Consider the following 17,848-nt stretch of genomic DNA (forward strand, 5'->3'; position numbering starts at 1 on the left):
GGCGATGTCAGACACGTCTTGGGGGGCGTAGCTGGCATCGGGGGACGTCTTGGGGGACGTCCCCGGAAATTGCGTTGCCGGGGCACGTACACCGGAGAGCTTTGAGCGGCCCTCCCGGTCCGTACGGGTCCCGGCAGAGCGCACCGCGTCACGCGGTGGCGCACGCAGTTCTGCTCGTTCAGCTCGCAGCGGTTCAGGCGCTGTCCCACAGACGCCCGGCCGGATCCCGTGGGGGGAATCCGCACCGGGACCAGGAAAGCGCCCTGACTGCCGGCCCGTGGGGGGACCGGCAGCAGGGCGCTTTTCCGTATTCTTTAAAGGCTCGGTTCGCCTCCGGGGCGCAGGAGCCTGTGCCGACAGACCGATCGTGCTCGGCCCTCCTGCGTCGGGCCTCCGCGCGTTCGGTCTGTCGGCACAGGCGCGCCCCTTCGGCTCACTCGCCGTAAGGGGCCGTGGGTGCAGTGACCCACGAAGTACCGGTCAGCGGGCCTCCACCGGGACGAAGTCGCGGAGGACCTCACCGGTGTAGATCTGGCGCGGGCGGCCGATGCGGGAACCCGGCTCCTTGATCATCTCGTGCCACTGGGCGATCCAGCCCGGCAGGCGGCCGAGGGCGAACAGGACCGTGAACATCTCGGTCGGGAAGCCCATGGCGCGGTAGATCAGACCCGTGTAGAAGTCCACGTTCGGGTAGAGCTTCCGCTCGACGAAGTAGTCGTCGGCCAGCGCGTGCTCCTCGAGCTTCAGCGCGATGTCCAGCAGCTCGTCGGACTTGCCGAGGGCCGAGAGGACGTCGTGCGCCGCCGCCTTGATGATCTTCGCCCGGGGGTCGAAGTTCTTGTAGACGCGGTGCCCGAAGCCCATGAGCTTCACGCCGTCTTCCTTGTTCTTCACCTTGCGGATGAAGGTGTCGACGTCGCCGCCCGAGGTCTGGATGCCCTCGAGCATCTCCAGCACCGACTGGTTGGCGCCGCCGTGCAGCGGGCCCCAGAGGGCGGAGATGCCGGCGGAGATCGAGGCGAACATGTTCGCCTGCGAGGAGCCGACCAGCCGCACCGTGGACGTCGAACAGTTCTGCTCGTGGTCCGCGTGCAGGATCAGCAGCTTGTCGAGCGCGGAGACGACGACCGGGTCCAGGTCGTACTCCTGGGCGGGGACCGAGAAGGTCATGCGCAGGAAGTTCTCGACGTACCCGAGGTCGTTGCGCGGGTAGACGAAGGGGTGCCCGATCGACTTCTTGTACGCGTACGCCGCGATCGTCGGCAGCTTGGCGAGCAGGCGGATCGTCGAGAGGTGACGCTGCTTCTCGTCGAACGGGTTGTGGCTGTCCTGGTAGAACGTGGACAGCGCGCTGACCACGGACGACAGCATGGCCATCGGGTGGGCGTCACGCGGGAAGCCGCGGAAGAAGTTCTTGACGTCCTCGTGCAGCAGGGTGTGCTGCGTGATCTCGCCCTGGAAGGTGGAGAGCTGGTCGACGGTCGGCAGCTCGCCGTTGATCAGCAGGTACGCCACCTCAAGGAAGGTGGAGCGCTCGGCGAGCTGCTCGATCGGGTAACCGCGGTAGCGGAGGATGCCTTCCTCGCCGTCGAGGTAGGTGATGGCGGATTTATAGGCAGCGGTGTTGCCGTATCCGCTGTCGAGAGTCACCAGACCGGTCTGGGCGCGGAGCTTCCCGATGTCGAAGCCCTTGTCGCCGACGGTGCTGTCGATCACCGGGTAGGTGTACTCGCCATCGCCGTACCGCAGTACTACAGAGTTGTCGCTCACGTCATCCCTCACCGACGTTGTGCCTCTTCTTCGAGGTGCCCTGACTGTCTCTACCATCCCCCATTTGGCCCTGGAGAGTGCACTCGGGGTCGACCATTGGGCCTACTGGCGGCACTCAGTGCCGCCAACCTGCTCATCCTGCCTCCCTCCGCCCCGCTTCCGGAAGTGCAGTGTGACCTTTGTGACTCATTTGATCGATCATTTTCCGCGACACGTGCGACCCCGGGCCCGGTGACCCGTTCTCACCGGGGTTCCGGCCCGTCGTCAGGGGCCGGACGGACGCGGGGCGAGGCGGTGGTCCAGGGCCGTGCACCGCCGGCCCGCGGACACCGTGCGGACCGCCTGGCCTATCGCCTTGCGGGAGCCGACGAGGACGACCAGCTTCTTGGCGCGGGTCACCGCCGTGTAGAGCAGATTGCGCTGGAGCATCATCCAGGCGCTCGTGGTGACCGGGATCACCACCGCCGGGTACTCGCTGCCCTGGGAGCGGTGGATGGTCACGGCATACGCGTGCGCCAGTTCGTCCAGTTCGTCGAACTCGTACGCCACCTCCTCGTCCTCGTCCGTGAGGACCGTCAGGCGCTGCTCGTCCGGGTCGAGCGAGGTGACGACGCCGACCGTGCCGTTGAAGACGCCGTTCTCGCCCTTCTCGTAGTTGTTCCGGATCTGGGTGACCTTGTCGCCGACGCGGAAGACGCGCCCGCCGAAGCGCTTCTCGGGCACGTCCGGGCGGGCGGGTGTGACGGCCTGCTGAAGCAGGGCGTTGAGCGCTCCGGCGCCGGCCGGGCCGCGGTGCATCGGGGCGAGCACCTGCACGTCGCGGCGCGGGTCCAGGCCGAACCTGGCGGGGATGCGCCGGGCCACCACGTCGACGGTGAGCCGGCCCACCTCCTCGGTGTCGTCCTCGACGAACAGGAAGAAGTCGTTCAGGCCCTCGGTGACGGGCTGGTGGCCGGAGTTGATCCGGTGGGCGTTCGTCACCACGCCGGACTGCCGGGCCTGGCGGAAGACGCGGGTGAGGCGGACCGCCGGAATGGGGCTGCCGTCGGCGAGCAGGTCGCGCAGGACCTCCCCGGCGCCGACGCTCGGCAGCTGGTCGACATCCCCCACGAACAGCAGGTGGGCACCCTCGGCCACCGCCTTGACCAGCTTGTTCGCGAGGAGCAGGTCCAGCATCGACGCCTCGTCCACGACCACCAGGTCGGCGTCCAGCGGCCGCTCCCTGTCGTACGCCGCGTCGCCGCCGGGCTTGAGCTCCAGGAGCCGGTGGACGGTGGAGGCGTCGGCGCCGGTCAGCTCCGCGAGGCGCTTGGCCGCCCGGCCCGTGGGCGCCGCCAGGACGATCCTCGCCTTCTTGGCGCGGGCCAGCTCCACGATCGAGCGCACGGTGAACGACTTGCCGCAGCCCGGACCGCCGGTGAGGACGGCGACCTTCTTCGTCAGCGCGAGGCGGACGGCCGCCTCCTGCTCGGGGGCCAGCTCCGCCCCCGTACGCCCCCTGAGCCAGGCGAGTGCCTTCGTCCAGTCCACGTCGTGGAACCCGGGCATCCGGTCCTCGCCGGTGCGCAGCAGGCGCAACAGCTGCGCGGACAGGGACAGTTCCGCGCGATGGAAGGGGACCAGGTAGACGGCGGTGACCGGGTCGCCGCCGTCGGGGGACGGAACCTTCTCACGCACCACGCCGGGGTCCTCGCCCTCCTCCGAGGGCGAGGCAAGCTCGGCCAGGCACTCGATCACGAGTCCCGTGTCCACCTGGAGCAGCTTCACCGCGTCCGCGATCAGCCGCTCCTCGGGGAGGTAGCAGTGGCCCTGGTCGGTGGACTGCGAGAGCGCGTACTGAAGACCGGCCTTGACCCGCTCCGGGCTGTCGTGCGGGATGCCGACGGACTGGGCGATCTTGTCGGCGGTGAGGAAGCCGATGCCCCAGACGTCCGACGCGAGGCGGTAGGGCTGGTTCTTCACCACCGAGATCGACGCGTCGCCGTACTTCTTGTAGATGCGGACGGCGATGGAGGTCGACACCTCGACGCTCTGCAGGAAGAGCATGACCTCCTTGATCGCCTTCTGCTCCTCCCAGGCGTCGGCGATCTTCTTCGTGCGCTTGGGGCCGAGGCCGGGCACCTCGATGAGGCGCTTGGGCTCCTCCTCGATGATGCGGAGCGTGTCCGTGCCGAAGTGCCGGGTGATGCGGTCCGCGAAGACCGGGCCGATGCCCTTGACCAGGCCAGAGCCGAGGTAGCGGCGGATGCCCTGGACGGTGGCGGGCAGCACCGTCGTGTAGTTCTCCACCGTGAACTGCTTGCCGTACTGGGGGTGGGAGCCCCAGCGGCCCTCCAGGCGCAGGGACTCGCCGGCCTGCGCGCCGAGGAGCGAGCCGACGACGGTGAGCAGGTCACCGGCGCCGCGGCCGGTGTCGACCCGGGCGACCGTGTACCCGGTCTCCTCGTTGGCGTACGTGATGCGCTCCAGTACGCCTTCCACCACCGCCAGGGTCACCTGGCGGGTCCCCGCCTGATTGGACATGATCCGACCGTACCGGTGGGGTGTGACAGCCGTCAGGGATCAGCGCCGGGGGTCCCCCTTGAGGGCTCCGACGAAGGGCGCGAAGGCGGTGACCGGGAAGGTGAGGGTGGCCCGGGCGGGGGTTTTGGTGTCGCGGACGGCTACGTGGGTGGGGGAGTTCGCGACCTCCACGCAACTGTTGCCGTCGCCCTCGCCGGAGTAGGACGACTTCCGCCAGTTAACGAACGTCGGCATTGGGTGCGTCACAGCTCCTCCAGCGGTCGGCCACGGGGTGCCCCTTTCACGGCCCCGACGAAGGGGGCGAAGGCGGTGACTCGGAAGGTGACAGTTGCCCGGGCGGGGGTTTTCGAGTCACGGATGGCTACGTGGGTGGTGGATTCGGCGACCTCGACGCAGTTGTTGCCGTCGCCGCCGCCGGAGTACGACGACTTCCGCCAGTTGGCGAACGTCGGCACGAGGTGCCTCACGACGACTTCACCGGCTTCTTCAGTCCCTCGACGAAAGCGGTGAAGGCAGTCGAGGCGAACGTGAGGGTGGCCTTGGACGGGACCTTCGAGTCGCGGACGGCCACGTGGGCGGGGCGGGGGGCGACCTCGACGCAGTTGTTGCCGTCGTCGGGGCCCGAGTAGGACGACTTGCGCCAATTGTCCATGGGTCCCTCACAGCTCTTTCAGCAGGCGGCTCGGGGCACCCTTTTCAGGGCCTCGACGAAGGGGGCGAAGGCGGTGACCGGGAAGGTCAGGGTTGCCCGGGCGGGGGTTTTGGTGTCGCGGACGGCTACGTGGGTGGCGGAGTTCGCGATCTCCACGCAGTCGTTGCCGTCGCCCTCGCCCGAGTAGGACGACTTCCGCCAGTTGTCGAAGACTGTCATGGGACGCCTCACAATTCTTTCGCCAGGTCGTGGATGAGTTCGCGTGACCGTTCAGGGTCGAGCGATACAGCCTGCACCCTACGGAAGTTCCTTCGATAGGTGTTCAGCTGAGCCTCAGAATCGATGAAAATCGAGCCATGGGGCGCGTCGCGCACCACTGTGTCCAGCCGGGGCAGTGACCCACCCGCGTAGGTCATCGCGCTTGAGGCATTGGCGAATCCGTCGAGGTCGAAGGGGATCACCTGAAGGGTGATGTGGTCCGCTTCGGAGACTTCGAGAAGCCGGGCGAGCTGAGATCTGGAAGTGGCGCGGTCGCTGACCCTGATGCGCAGCGCCGCCTCGTGGATCACCACCTCGTAAGGGATCGTGAGCTTCTGGCGTGCCATGCGGTGGAGTACACGCAACTCAAGTTCCTCCCCCGTGAGTTCGGGGACACGTGCGGAGAAGACGGCACGCGCGTACTCCTCCGTCTGCAACAGACCCGGCACGTACAGGATGGCCACCTGGTTCCGGAACACAGCGCGGTGTTCCAGTTCAGCCAGGTCCAGGAACGACGTCGGCAGCAACCCCCGGTACTCCTCCCACCACCCCCGCGTCCGATCCGCAGCCATGGCCACCAGCGCGTCGACGAACTCCTCGTCCGTGCACGCGTAGTGAGAGGCGAGGCGGCGCAGCCTCTGCTCGCTCACGCCCGCGAGCCCCGCTTCGATGTGGCTGATCTGAACCCTGTTGACCCCGAGCAGCGACGCCGCCTCCGTCGCGGTCAGGCCGGCCGCATCGCGGAGCCTGCGCAGTTCGACCCCCAAGCGCACCTGGCGTGCCGTCGGTTCACGCCTCAGGACCATTGACCCCCTCCCGTTCAACAAGCGCGCCGATGCGACTCGTTCGGGGTCAGATTACGCGATGGGCTTGCTCGGTCTTACCTGTTAGACCTACCGTCGGTGACGCGACGCACACCCTGCGGCACCACCGGGACCCCGGAAGCGCACCGCCCCGTCCTGCCATGACGGGCGCGACACTGCCACCGCCCCGCCCCGCAACTCCCCCTCCACCGAACGGAGTTCACATGCATGCCCGAAAACGATTCCTGGGAGTACTCCCTCCACGTCCCGAACGACCTCCGGGCCGTGACCGTCAGCCGCCGCACCCTCCGGCTGATCCTCACCATGCACGGACTGATCGGCCTCGTCGACGTCGCCGAGCTGCTCGCGACCGAGCTGGTCTCCAACGCCGTACGGCACACGAAGGGCCCCGCCGCCCTCCGGGTCCGCTGGTCGCCGCCTGGCACCCTGCGGATCGGGGCCTGGGACACGGACCCCGAACCGCCGGAGCCACCGGCGCCGTCCGGGATCGAGGAGCACCCTGAGCAGGGCCGCGGGCTGGCGCTGGTGCGGGCCTGCGCCACCGGGTGGGGCTGGCACCCGCTGGCGCGGGACGGCAACCGGGGCAAGTACGTATGGTGCGAGCTGGCGGCCGGCTGAGGCCCCCGGGGCCCGCGGGAGACGGAATCCCGCCGCCGGTCACGATTGAATCTCGGCCACCTCCCGCCCCTTGCCCTCGTGCGTGTAATCGATTCCAATCTCCCGTGTAATCGATTCCACGAGGAGGTGGAGCGACGATGGCGAGCATCAAGGACGTCGCTGCCGAGGCGGGCGTGTCGGTCGCCACGGTCTCGCGCGTCCTGAACGACCATCCGTCGGTCAGCGCGGACGCACGCGCCCGTGTCCTGACCGCCGTCCAGACCCTGGGCTACCGCCCGAACGCCGTCGCCCGCTCCCTGCGCACCGACCAGACCCGCACCCTCGGCCTGGTCATCAGCGACGTGCTCAACCCGTACTTCACCGAGCTGGCCCGCTCCGTGGAGGAGGAGGCCCGCGCCCTCGGCTACAGCGTCATCATCGGCAACGCCGACGAGCGGCCCGACCTCCAGGACCACCACGTCCGTACGCTGCTCGACCGCCGGATCGACGGGCTGCTCGTCTCCCCCGCCGACGGCGGCTCCCCCGCCGTGCTGGACGCCGTCCGCGCCGGGACCCCGATGGTCTTCGTGGACCGCTGGATCCCGGGCGTGGACGTGCCGGTGGTGCGGGCGGACGGGCGCGCGGCGGTGCGTGACCTCGTCGCGCACCTGCACGGGCTCGGCCACCGCAGGCTCGCCATCATCGCGGGCCCGGCGGCGACCACCACCGGCAGCGAGCGCGTCGAGGCGTTCCGGGAGGCGCTCGCCGAGTACGGAATCGCGCTGCCCGACGCCTACACGGGGCAGGGCGACTTCCAGGCGGAGAGCGGCCGCCGGGCCACCGAGGGGTTCCTCGCCCTGGACGAGCCGCCCGAGGTCGTCTTCGCCGCGGACAACCTGATGGCGCTCGGCGCGCTGGACGCCATCAGGGCGCGCGGCATGCGGGTCCCCGAGGACATCGCGCTCGCCGCCTTCGACGACATCCCGTGGTTCGTCCACACCGATCCGCCGATCACGGCGATCGCCCAGCCGACCGGTGCCCTGGGCCGGGCCGCCGTCCGCGCTCTGGTCGACCGCATCGAAGGGCGGCCCCCGCAGTCCGTCACCCTCCCCGCCCGCCTCGTCGTGCGCCGCTCGTGCGGCGAGAGCGCCCCCGTGCAAAGGAGCAACCCGTGAGCCATCCGGACGAGTTGCTGCGCATCGAAGGGATACGCAAGACCTTCCCCGGCGTCGTCGCGCTCGACAGCGTGGACTTCGACCTGCGCCGCGGGGAAGTGCATGTGCTGCTCGGCGAGAACGGCGCCGGCAAGAGCACCCTCATCAAGATGCTCTCCGGCGCCTACCGGCCCGACGCCGGACGGATCCTCGTCGACGGCGAGGAGGCGCGCATCCACGGGGCGCAGGACTCCGAACGCCTCGGGATCGCCACCATCTACCAGGAGTTCAACCTCGTCCCGGACCTGACGGTCGCCGAGAACATCTTCCTGGGACGCCAGCCGCGCCGCTTCGGGCTGATCGACCGCAGGACGATGGAGGCCGACGCCGCCGCACTGCTCGAACGGGTCGGCGTGCACGTTTCCCCGCGGGCGCGGGTGCGTGAACTGGGCATCGCTCGCCTCCAGATGGTCGAGATCGCCAAGGCGCTCAGCCTCAACGCCCGCGTCCTGATCATGGACGAGCCGACCGCGGTGCTCACCTCCGAGGAGGTGGAGAAACTCTTCACCATCGTGCGCCGGCTGCGCGAGGACGGCGTCGGCATCGTCTTCATCACGCACCACCTGGAGGAGATCGCCGCCCTGGGCGACCGGGTCACGGTCCTGCGGGACGGCCGCAGCGTCGGCCAGGTGCCCGCCGCCACCCCCGAGGACGACCTCGTACGCCTCATGGTGGGCCGGTCGATCGAGCAGCAGTACCCGCGCGAACGCCCTGACACAGGAGCCGCGTTGCTGACCGTCGAGGGGCTCACCCGGGACGGCGTCTTCCACGACGTGTCCTTCGAGGTGCGGGCCGGTGAGGTCGTCGGCATCGCCGGGCTGGTCGGCGCGGGCCGCACGGAGGTCGTCCGGGCGGTCTTCGGCGCCGACCCGTACGACAGCGGGTCCGTCGAGGTCGCCGGGGCCCGGCTGCCGCGCCACGACGTCGGCGCCGCCATGACGGCGGGCATCGGGCTCGTCCCCGAGGACCGCAAGGGCCAGGGGCTGCTGCTCGACGCCTCCGTCGAGGAGAACCTCGGCCTGGTCACCCTGCGCCGGGCGACCCGCGGCGGGCTCGTCGACCTCAAGGGGCAGCGGGAGGCCGCCGCCCGCATCGCGAAGCAGCTCGGGGTGCGGATGGCCGGACTCGGCCAGCACGTGCGCACCCTGTCCGGCGGCAACCAGCAGAAGGTCGTCATCGGCAAGTGGCTGCTCGCCGACACCAAGGTGCTGATCCTCGACGAGCCGACGCGCGGTATCGACGTCGGCGCCAAGGTCGAGATCTACCAGCTCGTCAACGAACTGACCGCCGCCGGCGCCGCCGTCCTGATGATCTCCAGCGACCTGCCCGAGGTGCTCGGCATGAGCGACCGGGTGCTGGTCATGGCCCAGGGCCGGATCGCCGGCGAACTCCCGGCCGCCGAAGCGACCCAGGACGCGGTGATGGCACTCGCCGTCAGCACGTCCGCCCCCGCCCACACCGGAACTACCGCAGTGGAGGACTCCCGTGGCCACTGACACGCTCAAGAGCTCATCGGGCGCCGGTGGCGCCTCGGCGGTCCGCCGCCTCCTTCTCGACAACGGCGCGCTCACCGCGCTCATCGTCCTCGTCGTCGCGATGTCGGCGCTGTCCGGCGACTTCCTGACGACCGACAACCTGCTCAACATCGGCGTCCAGGCGGCCGTGACCGCCATCCTCGCCTTCGGCGTCACCTTCGTGATCGTCTCGGCGGGCATCGACCTGTCGGTCGGTTCCGTCGCCGCGCTGTCGGCCACCGTCCTCGCCTGGACGGCGACCTCCCAGGGCGTCCCGGTGGGGATCGCGGTCCTCCTCGCCATCGCCACCGGCATAGCGTGCGGGCTGGTCAACGGCGTGCTGATCTCGTACGGGAAGCTGCCGCCGTTCATCGCGACGCTCGCCATGCTCTCGGTGGGCCGCGGACTGTCCCTGGTGATCTCGCAGGGCAGCCCGATCCCCTTCCCCGACTCCGTCTCGCACCTCGGCGACACCCTCGGCGGCTGGCTGCCGGTGCCGGTCCTCGTGATGATCGTGATGGGCCTGCTCACGGCCCTGATCCTCGGCCGTACGTACATCGGGCGCTCCATGTACGCGATCGGCGGCAACGAGGAGGCGGCCCGCCTCTCCGGCCTGCGGGTGAAGAAGCAGAAGCTCGCGATCTACGCGCTGTCCGGTCTGTTCGCCGCCGCGGCGGGCATCGTGCTCGCCTCCCGGCTCTCCTCCGCCCAGCCGCAGGCCGCCCAGGGCTACGAGCTCGACGCGATCGCCGCGGTCGTCATCGGCGGCGCCTCGCTGGCCGGCGGCACGGGCAAGGCGTCCGGGACGCTGATCGGCGCGCTGATCCTGGCGGTGCTGCGCAACGGCCTCAACCTGCTGTCCGTGTCGGCCTTCTGGCAGCAGGTCGTGATCGGTGTCGTCATCGCGCTGGCGGTGCTGCTCGACACGCTGCGGCGCAAGGCGGGGGCGACCCCGGCGGCCGCCGGGACGGGCACTCCGGGCGGCCGGGCACGGCAGGCGGGCACGTATGTGCTGGCGGCCGTGGTCGCGGCTGCCGTCGTGGGCGCGATGTCCTTCCTGCACAACGGCTCGTCGGGCGGCACGACCCAGAAGGTGGGGCTGTCCCTGTCGACCCTGAACAACCCCTTCTTCGTCCAGATCAAGGCGGGCGCGCAGGAGGAGGCGAAGAAGCGGGGCGCGGACCTGACCGTCACGGACGCGCAGAACGACGCCTCGCAGCAGGCCAACCAGCTGCAGAACTTCACCAGCGAAGGCCTCGGCTCGATCGTCGTCAACCCGGTGGACTCGGACGCGGCGGGTCCCGCGGTGCGCGCCGCCAACAAGGCCGGCATCCCCGTGGTCGGCGTCGACCGTGGCGTGAACAAGGCCGACACGGCGGCGCTGGTCGCCTCCGACAACGTCGCGGGCGGCAAGCTCGCCGCCGAGACCCTCGCCGACAAGCTCGGCGGCCGGGGCACCATCGTGATCCTTCAGGGCCAGGCAGGCACCTCCGCCAGCCGGGAGCGGGGCGCCGGGTTCGCCGCGGGCCTGAAGGAGCACCCCGGCATCAAGGTCGTCGCGAAGCAGCCCGCCGACTTCGACCGCACCAAGGGCCTCGACGTCATGACCAACATGCTCCAGGCCCACCCGGACGTGCAGGGCGTCTTCGCCGAGAACGACGAGATGGCGCTCGGCGCGATCAAGGCGCTCGGTTCCAAGGCCGGCAAGTCGGTCGCCGTCATCGGCTTCGACGGCACCCCCGACGGACTGAAGGCGGTCGAGGCGGGCACCCTGTACGCCTCCGTGGCGCAGCAGCCCAAGGAGCTCGGCCGGATCGCGGTGCGCAACGCGCTGGCCGCCGCCGAGGGCGAGAAGGTCGACCAGACCGTGAAGGTGCCGGTGAAGGTGGTCACGTCCAAGAACGTGGCCGGGTTCGGCGGCTGACGGACGGGCCGGGTCGGGGGCGCTTGCTCCGGACCCGGCCCGCATCGACGTACGGGGGCCGGACCCGGCCCTCATCGACAGACGGGGCCGGACCCGGTCCCCGTCGGTATACGGGGTCCGGACCCGGCTCCCGTCGGCATACGGGGTCCGGATCCGGCTCCCGTCGACGTACGGAAAGAGTGTGCTGATGTACGACTACGACCTGCTGGTCGTGGGATCGGCCAACGCCGATCTGGTGATCGGGGTCGAGCGGCGGCCCGCGGCCGGGGAGACGGTGCTCGGCTCCGACCTCGCCGTGCACCCCGGCGGCAAGGGCGCCAACCAGGCGGTCGCCGCCGCCCGGCTCGGCGCCCGTACGGCCCTGCTCGCGCGGGTCGGCGACGACGCGCACGGACGGCTGCTGCTCGACTCGCAGCGCGCGGCCGGTGTCGACACGGCCGGCGTGCTCGTCGGCGGGGCGCCGACCGGGGTCGCACTGATCACGGTCGACCCGTCCGGGGACAACAGCATCGTCGTCTCGCCCGGTGCGAACGGGCGGCTGACCCCGGGGGACGTCCGCGCGGCCGGGGACCTCTTCCGGGCCTCCCGCGTGGTCTCGGCGCAGCTGGAGATTCCGCTGGAGACGGTCGTGGAGACCGTACGGAGCCTGCCGGCCGGCGGTCGCTTCGTCCTGAACCCGTCACCGCCGGTGCCGCTGCCCGCCGAGGTGCTGGCCGCGTGCGACCCGCTGATCGTGAACGAGCACGAGGCCCGCGTGGTGCTCGGCGACGCGGCGGGGGACCGGCCCGAGGACTGGGCGCGGGCCCTGCTCGCCCTCGGACCGCGCTCGGTGGTCGTCACGCTCGGCGCCGACGGCGCGCTGGTGGCGGACGCGGAGGGCACGGTCCGGGTCCCGTCGGTGCGGGTCGACGCGGTGGACACCACCGGGGCGGGCGACGCGTTCACCGCGGCGCTGGCCTGGCGCCTGGGGACCGGCTCGTCCCTGGCCGAGGCCGCCGCGTACGCGGCCCGGGTGGGCGCCGCCGCCGTCACCAGGGAGGGCGCGCAGGTGTCGTTCCCCACCGCCGAGGAGGTCGCCGCGCTGTGAAGAAGGCCGGGATTCTGAACCGTCATCTCGCGGGCGCCGTCGCCGAGTTGGGGCACGGCGACGGGGTGCTGGTGTGCGACGCGGGAATGCCGGTCCCGGACGGGCCGCGCCTGGTGGACCTGGCCTTCCGGGCCGGGGTGCCGTCGTTCGCCGAGGTCCTCGACGGGCTGCTGGCGGAGCTGGTGGTGGAGGGCGGCACCGCCGCCCACGAGGTCCAGGAGGCGAACCCGGAGGCGGCGGCCCTGCTCCGGTCGCGCCTGCCCGCACTGGAGCTGGTCTCGCACGAGGAGCTGAAGTCGCGGTCGGCGGGTGCGCGGCTGATCGTGCGCACCGGGGAGGCACGGCCGTACGCGAACGTGCTGCTGCGGTGCGGGGTGTTCTTCTAGTGCCGCATCAGGCAACGTTCGCCCTGTCGACGACGGCGCGCAGGTGCCGGTCGTCGGCATGGCGGTTTCGCCGGATGATGCAGCGGCGGATCATGCTGCCCTGCTCTGTGTGGATAGCGTGGTCGGTGCCGTCCAGGGTGAAGTAGCGCAGGGCGGTGAACTGGGCCTCGATGCGGTTGAGCGGCGCTCGGGCAGCGTGAACGTCCTGGGCCGCCCGCCCTTATAGCTCGGGTAGAGCGAGTCGAGGTCGTCGGTGTTGAAGTTGTGGATCACCTCGCGGACCCGGTCGTCGCTGGTGAACGACACTTCGGCGATCTTCGCCAGGGGGATCCCCCGCGCGGACAGCAGAACCATCTGAGCCCGCCGCACCGTGCCGGGGGCCGAGCGGGGCGGGCCGCCCACCGACTAGCATCGCCGAGTTCGTGCCACCCACCGGCCCGGGCATCGCGGCGCGGCGTACAGGGGAGCTGACACGGCATGAGAACGAAGAGCGCAGCGGCGTGGGCGGTAGTGGTGCTGATGCTCGACGCAGCCGTCGGCGGCTGCGCCGAGCAATCGGACAAGGGACCGTCCGGCAGCAGCGCGAAGCACACGAAGTCCCACCGCGAACCCGAGGACAAGCCTGATTCACGGGTCGTCGAGGACGATGAAGACCACACCGTCCTCGAACTGTCCGACGGCCGGCAGGTGTCCCTCCGTTTCACTCGCCGCGGCCTGGAGGCACAGCATCGCGACGCCTCTGACGACGTCTGGTCCGCCCGGAAGACGGTCTATGAGACCGGCACCAAACCGTGCGGCGGCATCAGGGCAAAGGCGTACCGGGACACCGTGTGGCTCGCGGCCGGCTTCGGCGCGTACTGCAGGGACGGCGACGAACCGCACGATGTGATTGCGGCCGTCGCCACCGGGGACCTCTCCTCCTGGACCACCGACCCGACCAAAAACACCATCGTCTGGCCGAAGGCCCGCATCCGCGACGGTGGCGCCCGAGTGGACTTCGTCCATCGCAGCATGCTGAGAACCACCACGCTGACCTGGCGCAAAGGCTCCGGATTCGCCGGGGTGGCCACGAAGTACAAGCCCATCCACCCCTGGTTCGTGGGCCGGTGGCGAGCCACGGACGACAGCCAGCAGCTGACCCTCCACCAGGTCGAGCCGGGCAGATCCGCACGCGTGGTCATCGAGTCCCGCACCGGCCCGCGATGCAAGGGCAGCGCCGTTGTCTCCGGCATCGACCAGCACGACCTGTCCATGAGCAACTTCAAGCTCGATCAGGGCACCAGGACCGTCAACTGCCCGCCGAAGGAGACCGAGTACTCCTTCGACGTGAAGTCCTCGGACGGCCCGCTGCGCCTACGCAAGATCGGCAACCACCCGAAGACCGTCCTCACCTATGAGCGGGCGGGCTGACGTACGACTGCGCGTGAGGGGCGGCGGGCGAGTCGGACGGACGCTGGAAGAGCCCCGCGGGCGATGCCCCTCACCGGTATCCGGTCGCGTCCGCCGGCTTGCCGGCGTCGTCGACCTCGACCAGGTGGCGCCAGCAGTCGGGGCGTGAGCCGTCCAGGTCGGTGAAGCCGTACTCCTGGGCGAGTTGGCCGCTGGACAGCGACTGGCCGTTGCGGCGTGCGATGTCGCTGTCGCCGGCCAGCGCCGCGACCGCGCGTCCGACGTATGCCGGGCTCTCCGAGATGCAGAAGTGCGGGACGTCGGCCAGCGCGTCGCGCCAGTTGTCCTCGGTGACGCCGCAGTTGTCGAGCATCATCTCCGAAGGGGGTAGCACTCCCCGGGGGACGCCTGCGGTTCAGACCGTGAGGTCGTAGTCGTGCTGGTCAGAGGTGGAATAGAGCCGTTCGTGCTTGCGGGCGAGGTGGAAGGGGCGGCGCGGCTGGCCCGGCCGTGGAGGATCGTGGTCGGATGCCCGGCGACCCAGGCTTCGGCTGCCGGGGTGCCGGGCCGGTGGAAGCCGTGCGCGGCAGCCCAGACGTACTCGCTGACGTGCACGATGTCGAGCAGGACCTGCACGGTGATCCGCGCCGGTCGGCTTCGGCGCGGATCAGGTCGAGTTGGTGGCGGGCGCCGTCGACCAGGACGACCCAGGTCCGCACGTGGTCGCGGTCGCGGGCCTCGGCCTGATCGAAGGCCGCCGGTTGCCGCGCCGGGCGACACCGGCCTGTTGACCGGACTACGGGAGGACACGCCGGGCGGGAGCGCATCCCCGCTCAGGCGTCGACGGCTTCTACGACTGGGCGGTGGCGTCGGACCGCCGCTCTGCCAGGATGCAACCGGGTTCCCGCCCGGAGCCGGCCGGGTGGTCAGTCCAGTGCGGGACGTGTGCGGCGTGCGGTGTGTGCGGGCCGCCCGACTGCGGCGTACCAGACCAGGGCCGCACATATGAAGGCCGTCGCCGCGGAGACCAGTGACCTTGTGAGGGTGTCGGGCCGTGCGCCGGAAACGAGGGCGACGATCAGTGCCAGCGCCAGGGCGGTGACATGCAGCGCACGAGGGCTCCGCGTGGCGCCTGGCGCGGCGGCCGGCAGCAGCAGCCAGGTTGCGAGGCCGTAACAGGCACAGGCCAACAGTGTGGCTCCCAGCACTTCGCTGGGCCGGTGGCCGCCCATGGTCGCGCTGGCGGCGGCGATGCAGGCGAGCCACAGCACACCGGCCGTGGCGACGTAGGGGCGGATGCGGGGGGAAACCACGAGGACGGCGGCGAGGGTCAGCGCGGCGGGGATGACCGTGTGCCCGCTGGGAAAACCCTGGTCAAGGAGATTCTCCGGCGCGCCCACCAGATCGGGGCGGGGCACGGTCGATTTGAACACCTCCTTGGTTCCGATCGCGAGAATGGCGACCCCCAGCGCCGCGAACCCCTGCCGCCAGCACCGTCGCACCAGGGTGAGGAGCACGATGACGGCCAGGCCCGCCATCACGGTGGGCTTGGCGCTCAGTTCCAGCGGCGGCAGGGGCGTCGAGCCGTAGACCGATCCTGATAGGGGGTAGATCCATGCTGCTTCGCCACCCTGTATGCCGAGGTAGAACCACGGGTTCTCAGCTCGTTGCCCCCACGGGGTGCAGATGGCGAGCAGGTAGACCGTCAGGAACCCCAGGGTGTACAGCAGGGCCGGCATCCACGGCCGCGTCGTACACGACGGGCTGGTGTCGTCGGGGGCCTGCTTTGAGGCCCCCGGACGGTGCGCGGGCAGGGACGGAGAATCGTGCTGAGTCATCGCTCTGTTTCTTCCGTTGGGGGGAGTTCGGTCACGCACGTGTTGCGGCACGACGTGGGCCTCCGGGCTCGGCCGGCCCACCGGGTGGTCCGCTCCTATTCGGCGAGTGCCTGCCCCTGTCGGCGCTGGGCGGCGATCGCCAGGGCGGGGAGGGGTGCGATCAGCAGGATGAGGACGACCAGGTCCGGAAAGGACTGCATGAACGCGTCCGGACGGACGACGATCGCCTGCGTGCGGACGATCGCGACCGCCGCGACGGGGATCAGCCACCGGCGGTCGCCGGTGGCGGCCGTTGCCGCCCACGCGGCGATCAGCGCGGCGACTTCGAGGGCGAACAGACCGCGCTGGAAGGTCGGACTGACGGAGATGATGTGCAGGCCCCCGGCCACGAACATGGCGAGCACGACAGGGACCAGCCAGCGGTACGAGCGGCGTCGCAGACGGCTGGGACGGCAGAGCGCCAGCACGGCGCACGCGGCGCACAGTGCCCCCGAGAGCACCAGGTCACGGGCCGTTAGCGGGGCGCCGAGACCGTAGTAGCTCAGGCCCGCCTTGCCCTCGTCGCCGAAAAGGATGCGGCCGTGGGACGTGGCGCCGGCCCACATCATGGCTGCCGCGGCCGGCAGCGCGATCCACGCTCTGCCGCGCAGCAGGGCGATCAGGCAGCCCAGCGGGAGCAGCCCGTAGGGCAGCAGCCGTATCCGCGTGGGACCTTCGGCCCACGGGTACCAGCCGGAGAAGTGGAAGGCGATGGCGTGCTGTCCGGGGTCGATGTGCAGTGCCCAGTGCCACACATCCTGCAAGTACGGAACGAGCGCCAGCGCGGCGAGGGCCAGGGCGGCCAGATGGATGCCGTCCAGCCACCACGGCCGGGCCGTGTCGTCGACGACGGCACGGGCGCGGGCCTGCACCCCGGCGCGCACCAGGGCGGCAACTTCCCGCGGCGGGGGCCAGGAGCGGCCGGGGTACGCCTCGGACAGGCAGGCCAGCACCTCCTCTCCCTGCCGGGAACGGTAGGGCTCGGGATAGGCCGCAAGCAGCAGACGGTTCATGCCGGGGCCGCTCCGGCATCCCGCGAGTGTCCGATGACGACGGCCGCCGCCTGCTGCATCCGCAGCGCCTCCCGGCCGAGCGCCTCGGTGCCGTCCTCGGTGAGCCGGTAGTAGCGCCGCGCCCGCCCGTCCACGATCTCCTCATGGCCGGCGGCCACCAGCCCGGCCCGCTCCATCCGCTCCAGCGCGCCGTAGAGAGTGCCGACAGCGATCCGGAGCCGCCCGTCGGTGGCCTGCTCGGCAGCCTTGATGATGCCGTAACCGTGCAACGGACCATCCATGAGTGCGGCGAGGATGAAGTACTGCGGTTCCGTCAAGGGAGAATTCTGTCTGGGCATGCATCGAGCATATATCGAGCTACGAAATATATCCGCCAGCCCTGGGTGATCAACGGCAGCACCTCCACGCCCGCGGCGAGCGTCACCCTCTCCCGGCCGGCGGGCGACGGCGATCTCCTCGACGCACCCGCGCGGCGTTGGCGGATGCTCTTGAGCAGGGCAGCGTGATCCGTCGCTACAGCATCTGGGGAAACAAGCACGCCGCCGACGAACGCCTCCGCGAGGTCGTGAACAGGGCGAACGTTGCCTGATGCGGCACTAGGGACTGCGGTCCCGGGATCCCGTCGCGGGGCCTGCGGTCCCGGGACCCCGTCGCAGTGGGGCCGCCCGCCCGGCTGTCCGGCGGGCGGGGCGTCAAGAAGCCGGGGTCCGGCGGTGGTCCGGGGCTGCGAGGGTCCGCTGGACCGGTGGTCAGCGGGATTTCGAAGAGGCCCGGTCCGTCGACCGGGCCCCTTCGGCTTTCCCCTCCCCCGTCAGAACCC

Annotated in this window: 17 protein-coding genes and 2 pseudogenes; 7 read left to right on the plus strand and 12 right to left on the minus strand. The window is 70.6% G+C overall.

Translation table 11 applies throughout. The features are described from left to right. Positions 1–480: 480 nt before the first annotated feature. The 7 genes from AC069T_RS12760 to AC069T_RS12790 all read right to left on the minus strand — a co-directional run bounded on the left by AC069T_RS12760 (position 481) and on the right by AC069T_RS12790 (position 6,009). On the minus strand, positions 481–1,770 hold the full coding sequence (locus tag AC069T_RS12760) for a citrate synthase (RefSeq protein ID WP_358849840.1): 1,290 nt from the start codon (positions 1,768–1,770) through the stop codon (positions 481–483). Positions 1,771–2,034: 264 nt separating this feature from the next. Beyond that, entirely contained in the window at positions 2,035–4,293 is a 2,259-nt protein-coding gene (recD2, locus tag AC069T_RS12765) for an SF1B family DNA helicase RecD2 (RefSeq protein WP_478782740.1), read from the minus strand. Between the two features lie 39 nt (positions 4,294–4,332). After that, a complete protein-coding gene (locus tag AC069T_RS12770) occupies positions 4,333–4,527 on the minus strand; it encodes a DUF397 domain-containing protein (RefSeq protein ID WP_478782741.1) in 195 nt (64 codons plus the stop codon). 8 nt (positions 4,528–4,535) lie between these two features. Continuing rightward, complete coding sequence (locus tag AC069T_RS12775) at positions 4,536–4,760, minus strand: DUF397 domain-containing protein (RefSeq protein WP_478782742.1); 225 nt, start codon at positions 4,758–4,760, stop codon at positions 4,536–4,538. Then, positions 4,757–4,945: a DUF397 domain-containing protein gene (locus AC069T_RS12780; protein WP_478782743.1), complete on the minus strand. Its 189-nt coding sequence runs from the start codon at positions 4,943–4,945 to the stop codon at positions 4,757–4,759. Before AC069T_RS12780 ends, AC069T_RS12775 begins: the two co-directional genes overlap by 4 nt. A gap of 18 nt (positions 4,946–4,963) precedes the next feature. Then, positions 4,964–5,164, minus strand: coding sequence for a DUF397 domain-containing protein (locus AC069T_RS12785; protein WP_478782744.1), 201 nt, complete (start codon positions 5,162–5,164; stop codon positions 4,964–4,966). Positions 5,165–5,172: 8 nt separating this feature from the next. Then, positions 5,173–6,009, minus strand: coding sequence for a helix-turn-helix domain-containing protein (locus AC069T_RS12790; protein ID WP_478782745.1), 837 nt, complete (start codon positions 6,007–6,009; stop codon positions 5,173–5,175). A 225-nt stretch (positions 6,010–6,234) separates the two neighbouring features. On the opposite strand from AC069T_RS12790, the gene AC069T_RS12795 reads away from it, so the two are divergent. The 6 genes from AC069T_RS12795 to rbsD all read left to right on the plus strand — a co-directional run bounded on the left by AC069T_RS12795 (position 6,235) and on the right by rbsD (position 12,749). Continuing rightward, positions 6,235–6,645 (plus strand): ATP-binding protein, encoded by a 411-nt coding sequence (locus AC069T_RS12795; protein ID WP_478782746.1) that lies wholly within the window; start codon positions 6,235–6,237, stop codon positions 6,643–6,645. Positions 6,646–6,782: 137 nt separating this feature from the next. Next, positions 6,783–7,799 (plus strand): LacI family DNA-binding transcriptional regulator, encoded by a 1,017-nt coding sequence (locus AC069T_RS12800; RefSeq protein WP_478782747.1) that lies wholly within the window; start codon positions 6,783–6,785, stop codon positions 7,797–7,799. Beyond that, positions 7,796–9,334, plus strand: a complete 1,539-nt coding sequence (locus AC069T_RS12805; protein ID WP_478782748.1) for a sugar ABC transporter ATP-binding protein — start codon at positions 7,796–7,798, stop codon at positions 9,332–9,334. Before AC069T_RS12800 ends, AC069T_RS12805 begins: the two co-directional genes overlap by 4 nt. After that, on the plus strand, positions 9,324–11,276 hold the full coding sequence (locus AC069T_RS12810) for an ABC transporter permease/substrate-binding protein (protein ID WP_478782749.1): 1,953 nt from the start codon (positions 9,324–9,326) through the stop codon (positions 11,274–11,276). Before AC069T_RS12805 ends, AC069T_RS12810 begins: the two co-directional genes overlap by 11 nt. Positions 11,277–11,463: 187 nt before the next feature. Beyond that, positions 11,464–12,363, plus strand: a complete 900-nt coding sequence (locus AC069T_RS12815) for a ribokinase (RefSeq protein WP_478782750.1) — start codon at positions 11,464–11,466, stop codon at positions 12,361–12,363. Next, a complete protein-coding gene (gene rbsD / locus AC069T_RS12820) occupies positions 12,360–12,749 on the plus strand; it encodes a D-ribose pyranase (protein ID WP_478782751.1) in 390 nt (129 codons plus the stop codon). The genes AC069T_RS12815 and rbsD overlap by 4 nt, the downstream gene beginning before the upstream one ends. Positions 12,750–12,899: 150 nt before the next feature. On the opposite strand, the pseudogene AC069T_RS12825 reads toward rbsD, so the two are convergent. Next, positions 12,900–13,121 (minus strand): annotated as a pseudogene (locus AC069T_RS12825) (helix-turn-helix domain-containing protein); the annotation flags it as partial. Between the two features lie 105 nt (positions 13,122–13,226). On the opposite strand from AC069T_RS12825, the gene AC069T_RS12830 reads away from it, so the two are divergent. Then, a complete protein-coding gene (locus AC069T_RS12830) occupies positions 13,227–14,159 on the plus strand; it encodes a hypothetical protein (RefSeq protein WP_478782752.1) in 933 nt (310 codons plus the stop codon). 70 nt (positions 14,160–14,229) lie between these two features. Here AC069T_RS12830 and AC069T_RS12835 read toward each other — a convergent pair. The 4 genes and pseudogenes from AC069T_RS12835 to AC069T_RS12850 all read right to left on the minus strand — a co-directional run. After that, positions 14,230–14,520 (minus strand): annotated as a pseudogene (locus tag AC069T_RS12835) (short-chain dehydrogenase); the annotation flags it as partial. 544 nt (positions 14,521–15,064) lie between these two features. After that, positions 15,065–15,976 carry a phosphatase PAP2 family protein gene (locus AC069T_RS12840; protein WP_478782753.1) on the minus strand — a complete coding sequence of 304 codons (912 nt, stop codon included), beginning with the start codon at positions 15,974–15,976 and terminating at the stop codon, positions 15,065–15,067. 95 nt (positions 15,977–16,071) lie between these two features. Further along, positions 16,072–17,028 carry a hypothetical protein gene (locus AC069T_RS12845; RefSeq protein ID WP_478782754.1) on the minus strand — a complete coding sequence of 319 codons (957 nt, stop codon included), beginning with the start codon at positions 17,026–17,028 and terminating at the stop codon, positions 16,072–16,074. Next, positions 17,025–17,366 (minus strand): PadR family transcriptional regulator, encoded by a 342-nt coding sequence (locus tag AC069T_RS12850; protein ID WP_478782755.1) that lies wholly within the window; start codon positions 17,364–17,366, stop codon positions 17,025–17,027. Before AC069T_RS12850 ends, AC069T_RS12845 begins: the two co-directional genes overlap by 4 nt. Positions 17,367–17,848: the final 482 nt, after the last annotated feature.

It is taken from the genome of Streptomyces sp. NPDC043867, from assembly GCF_056435845.1.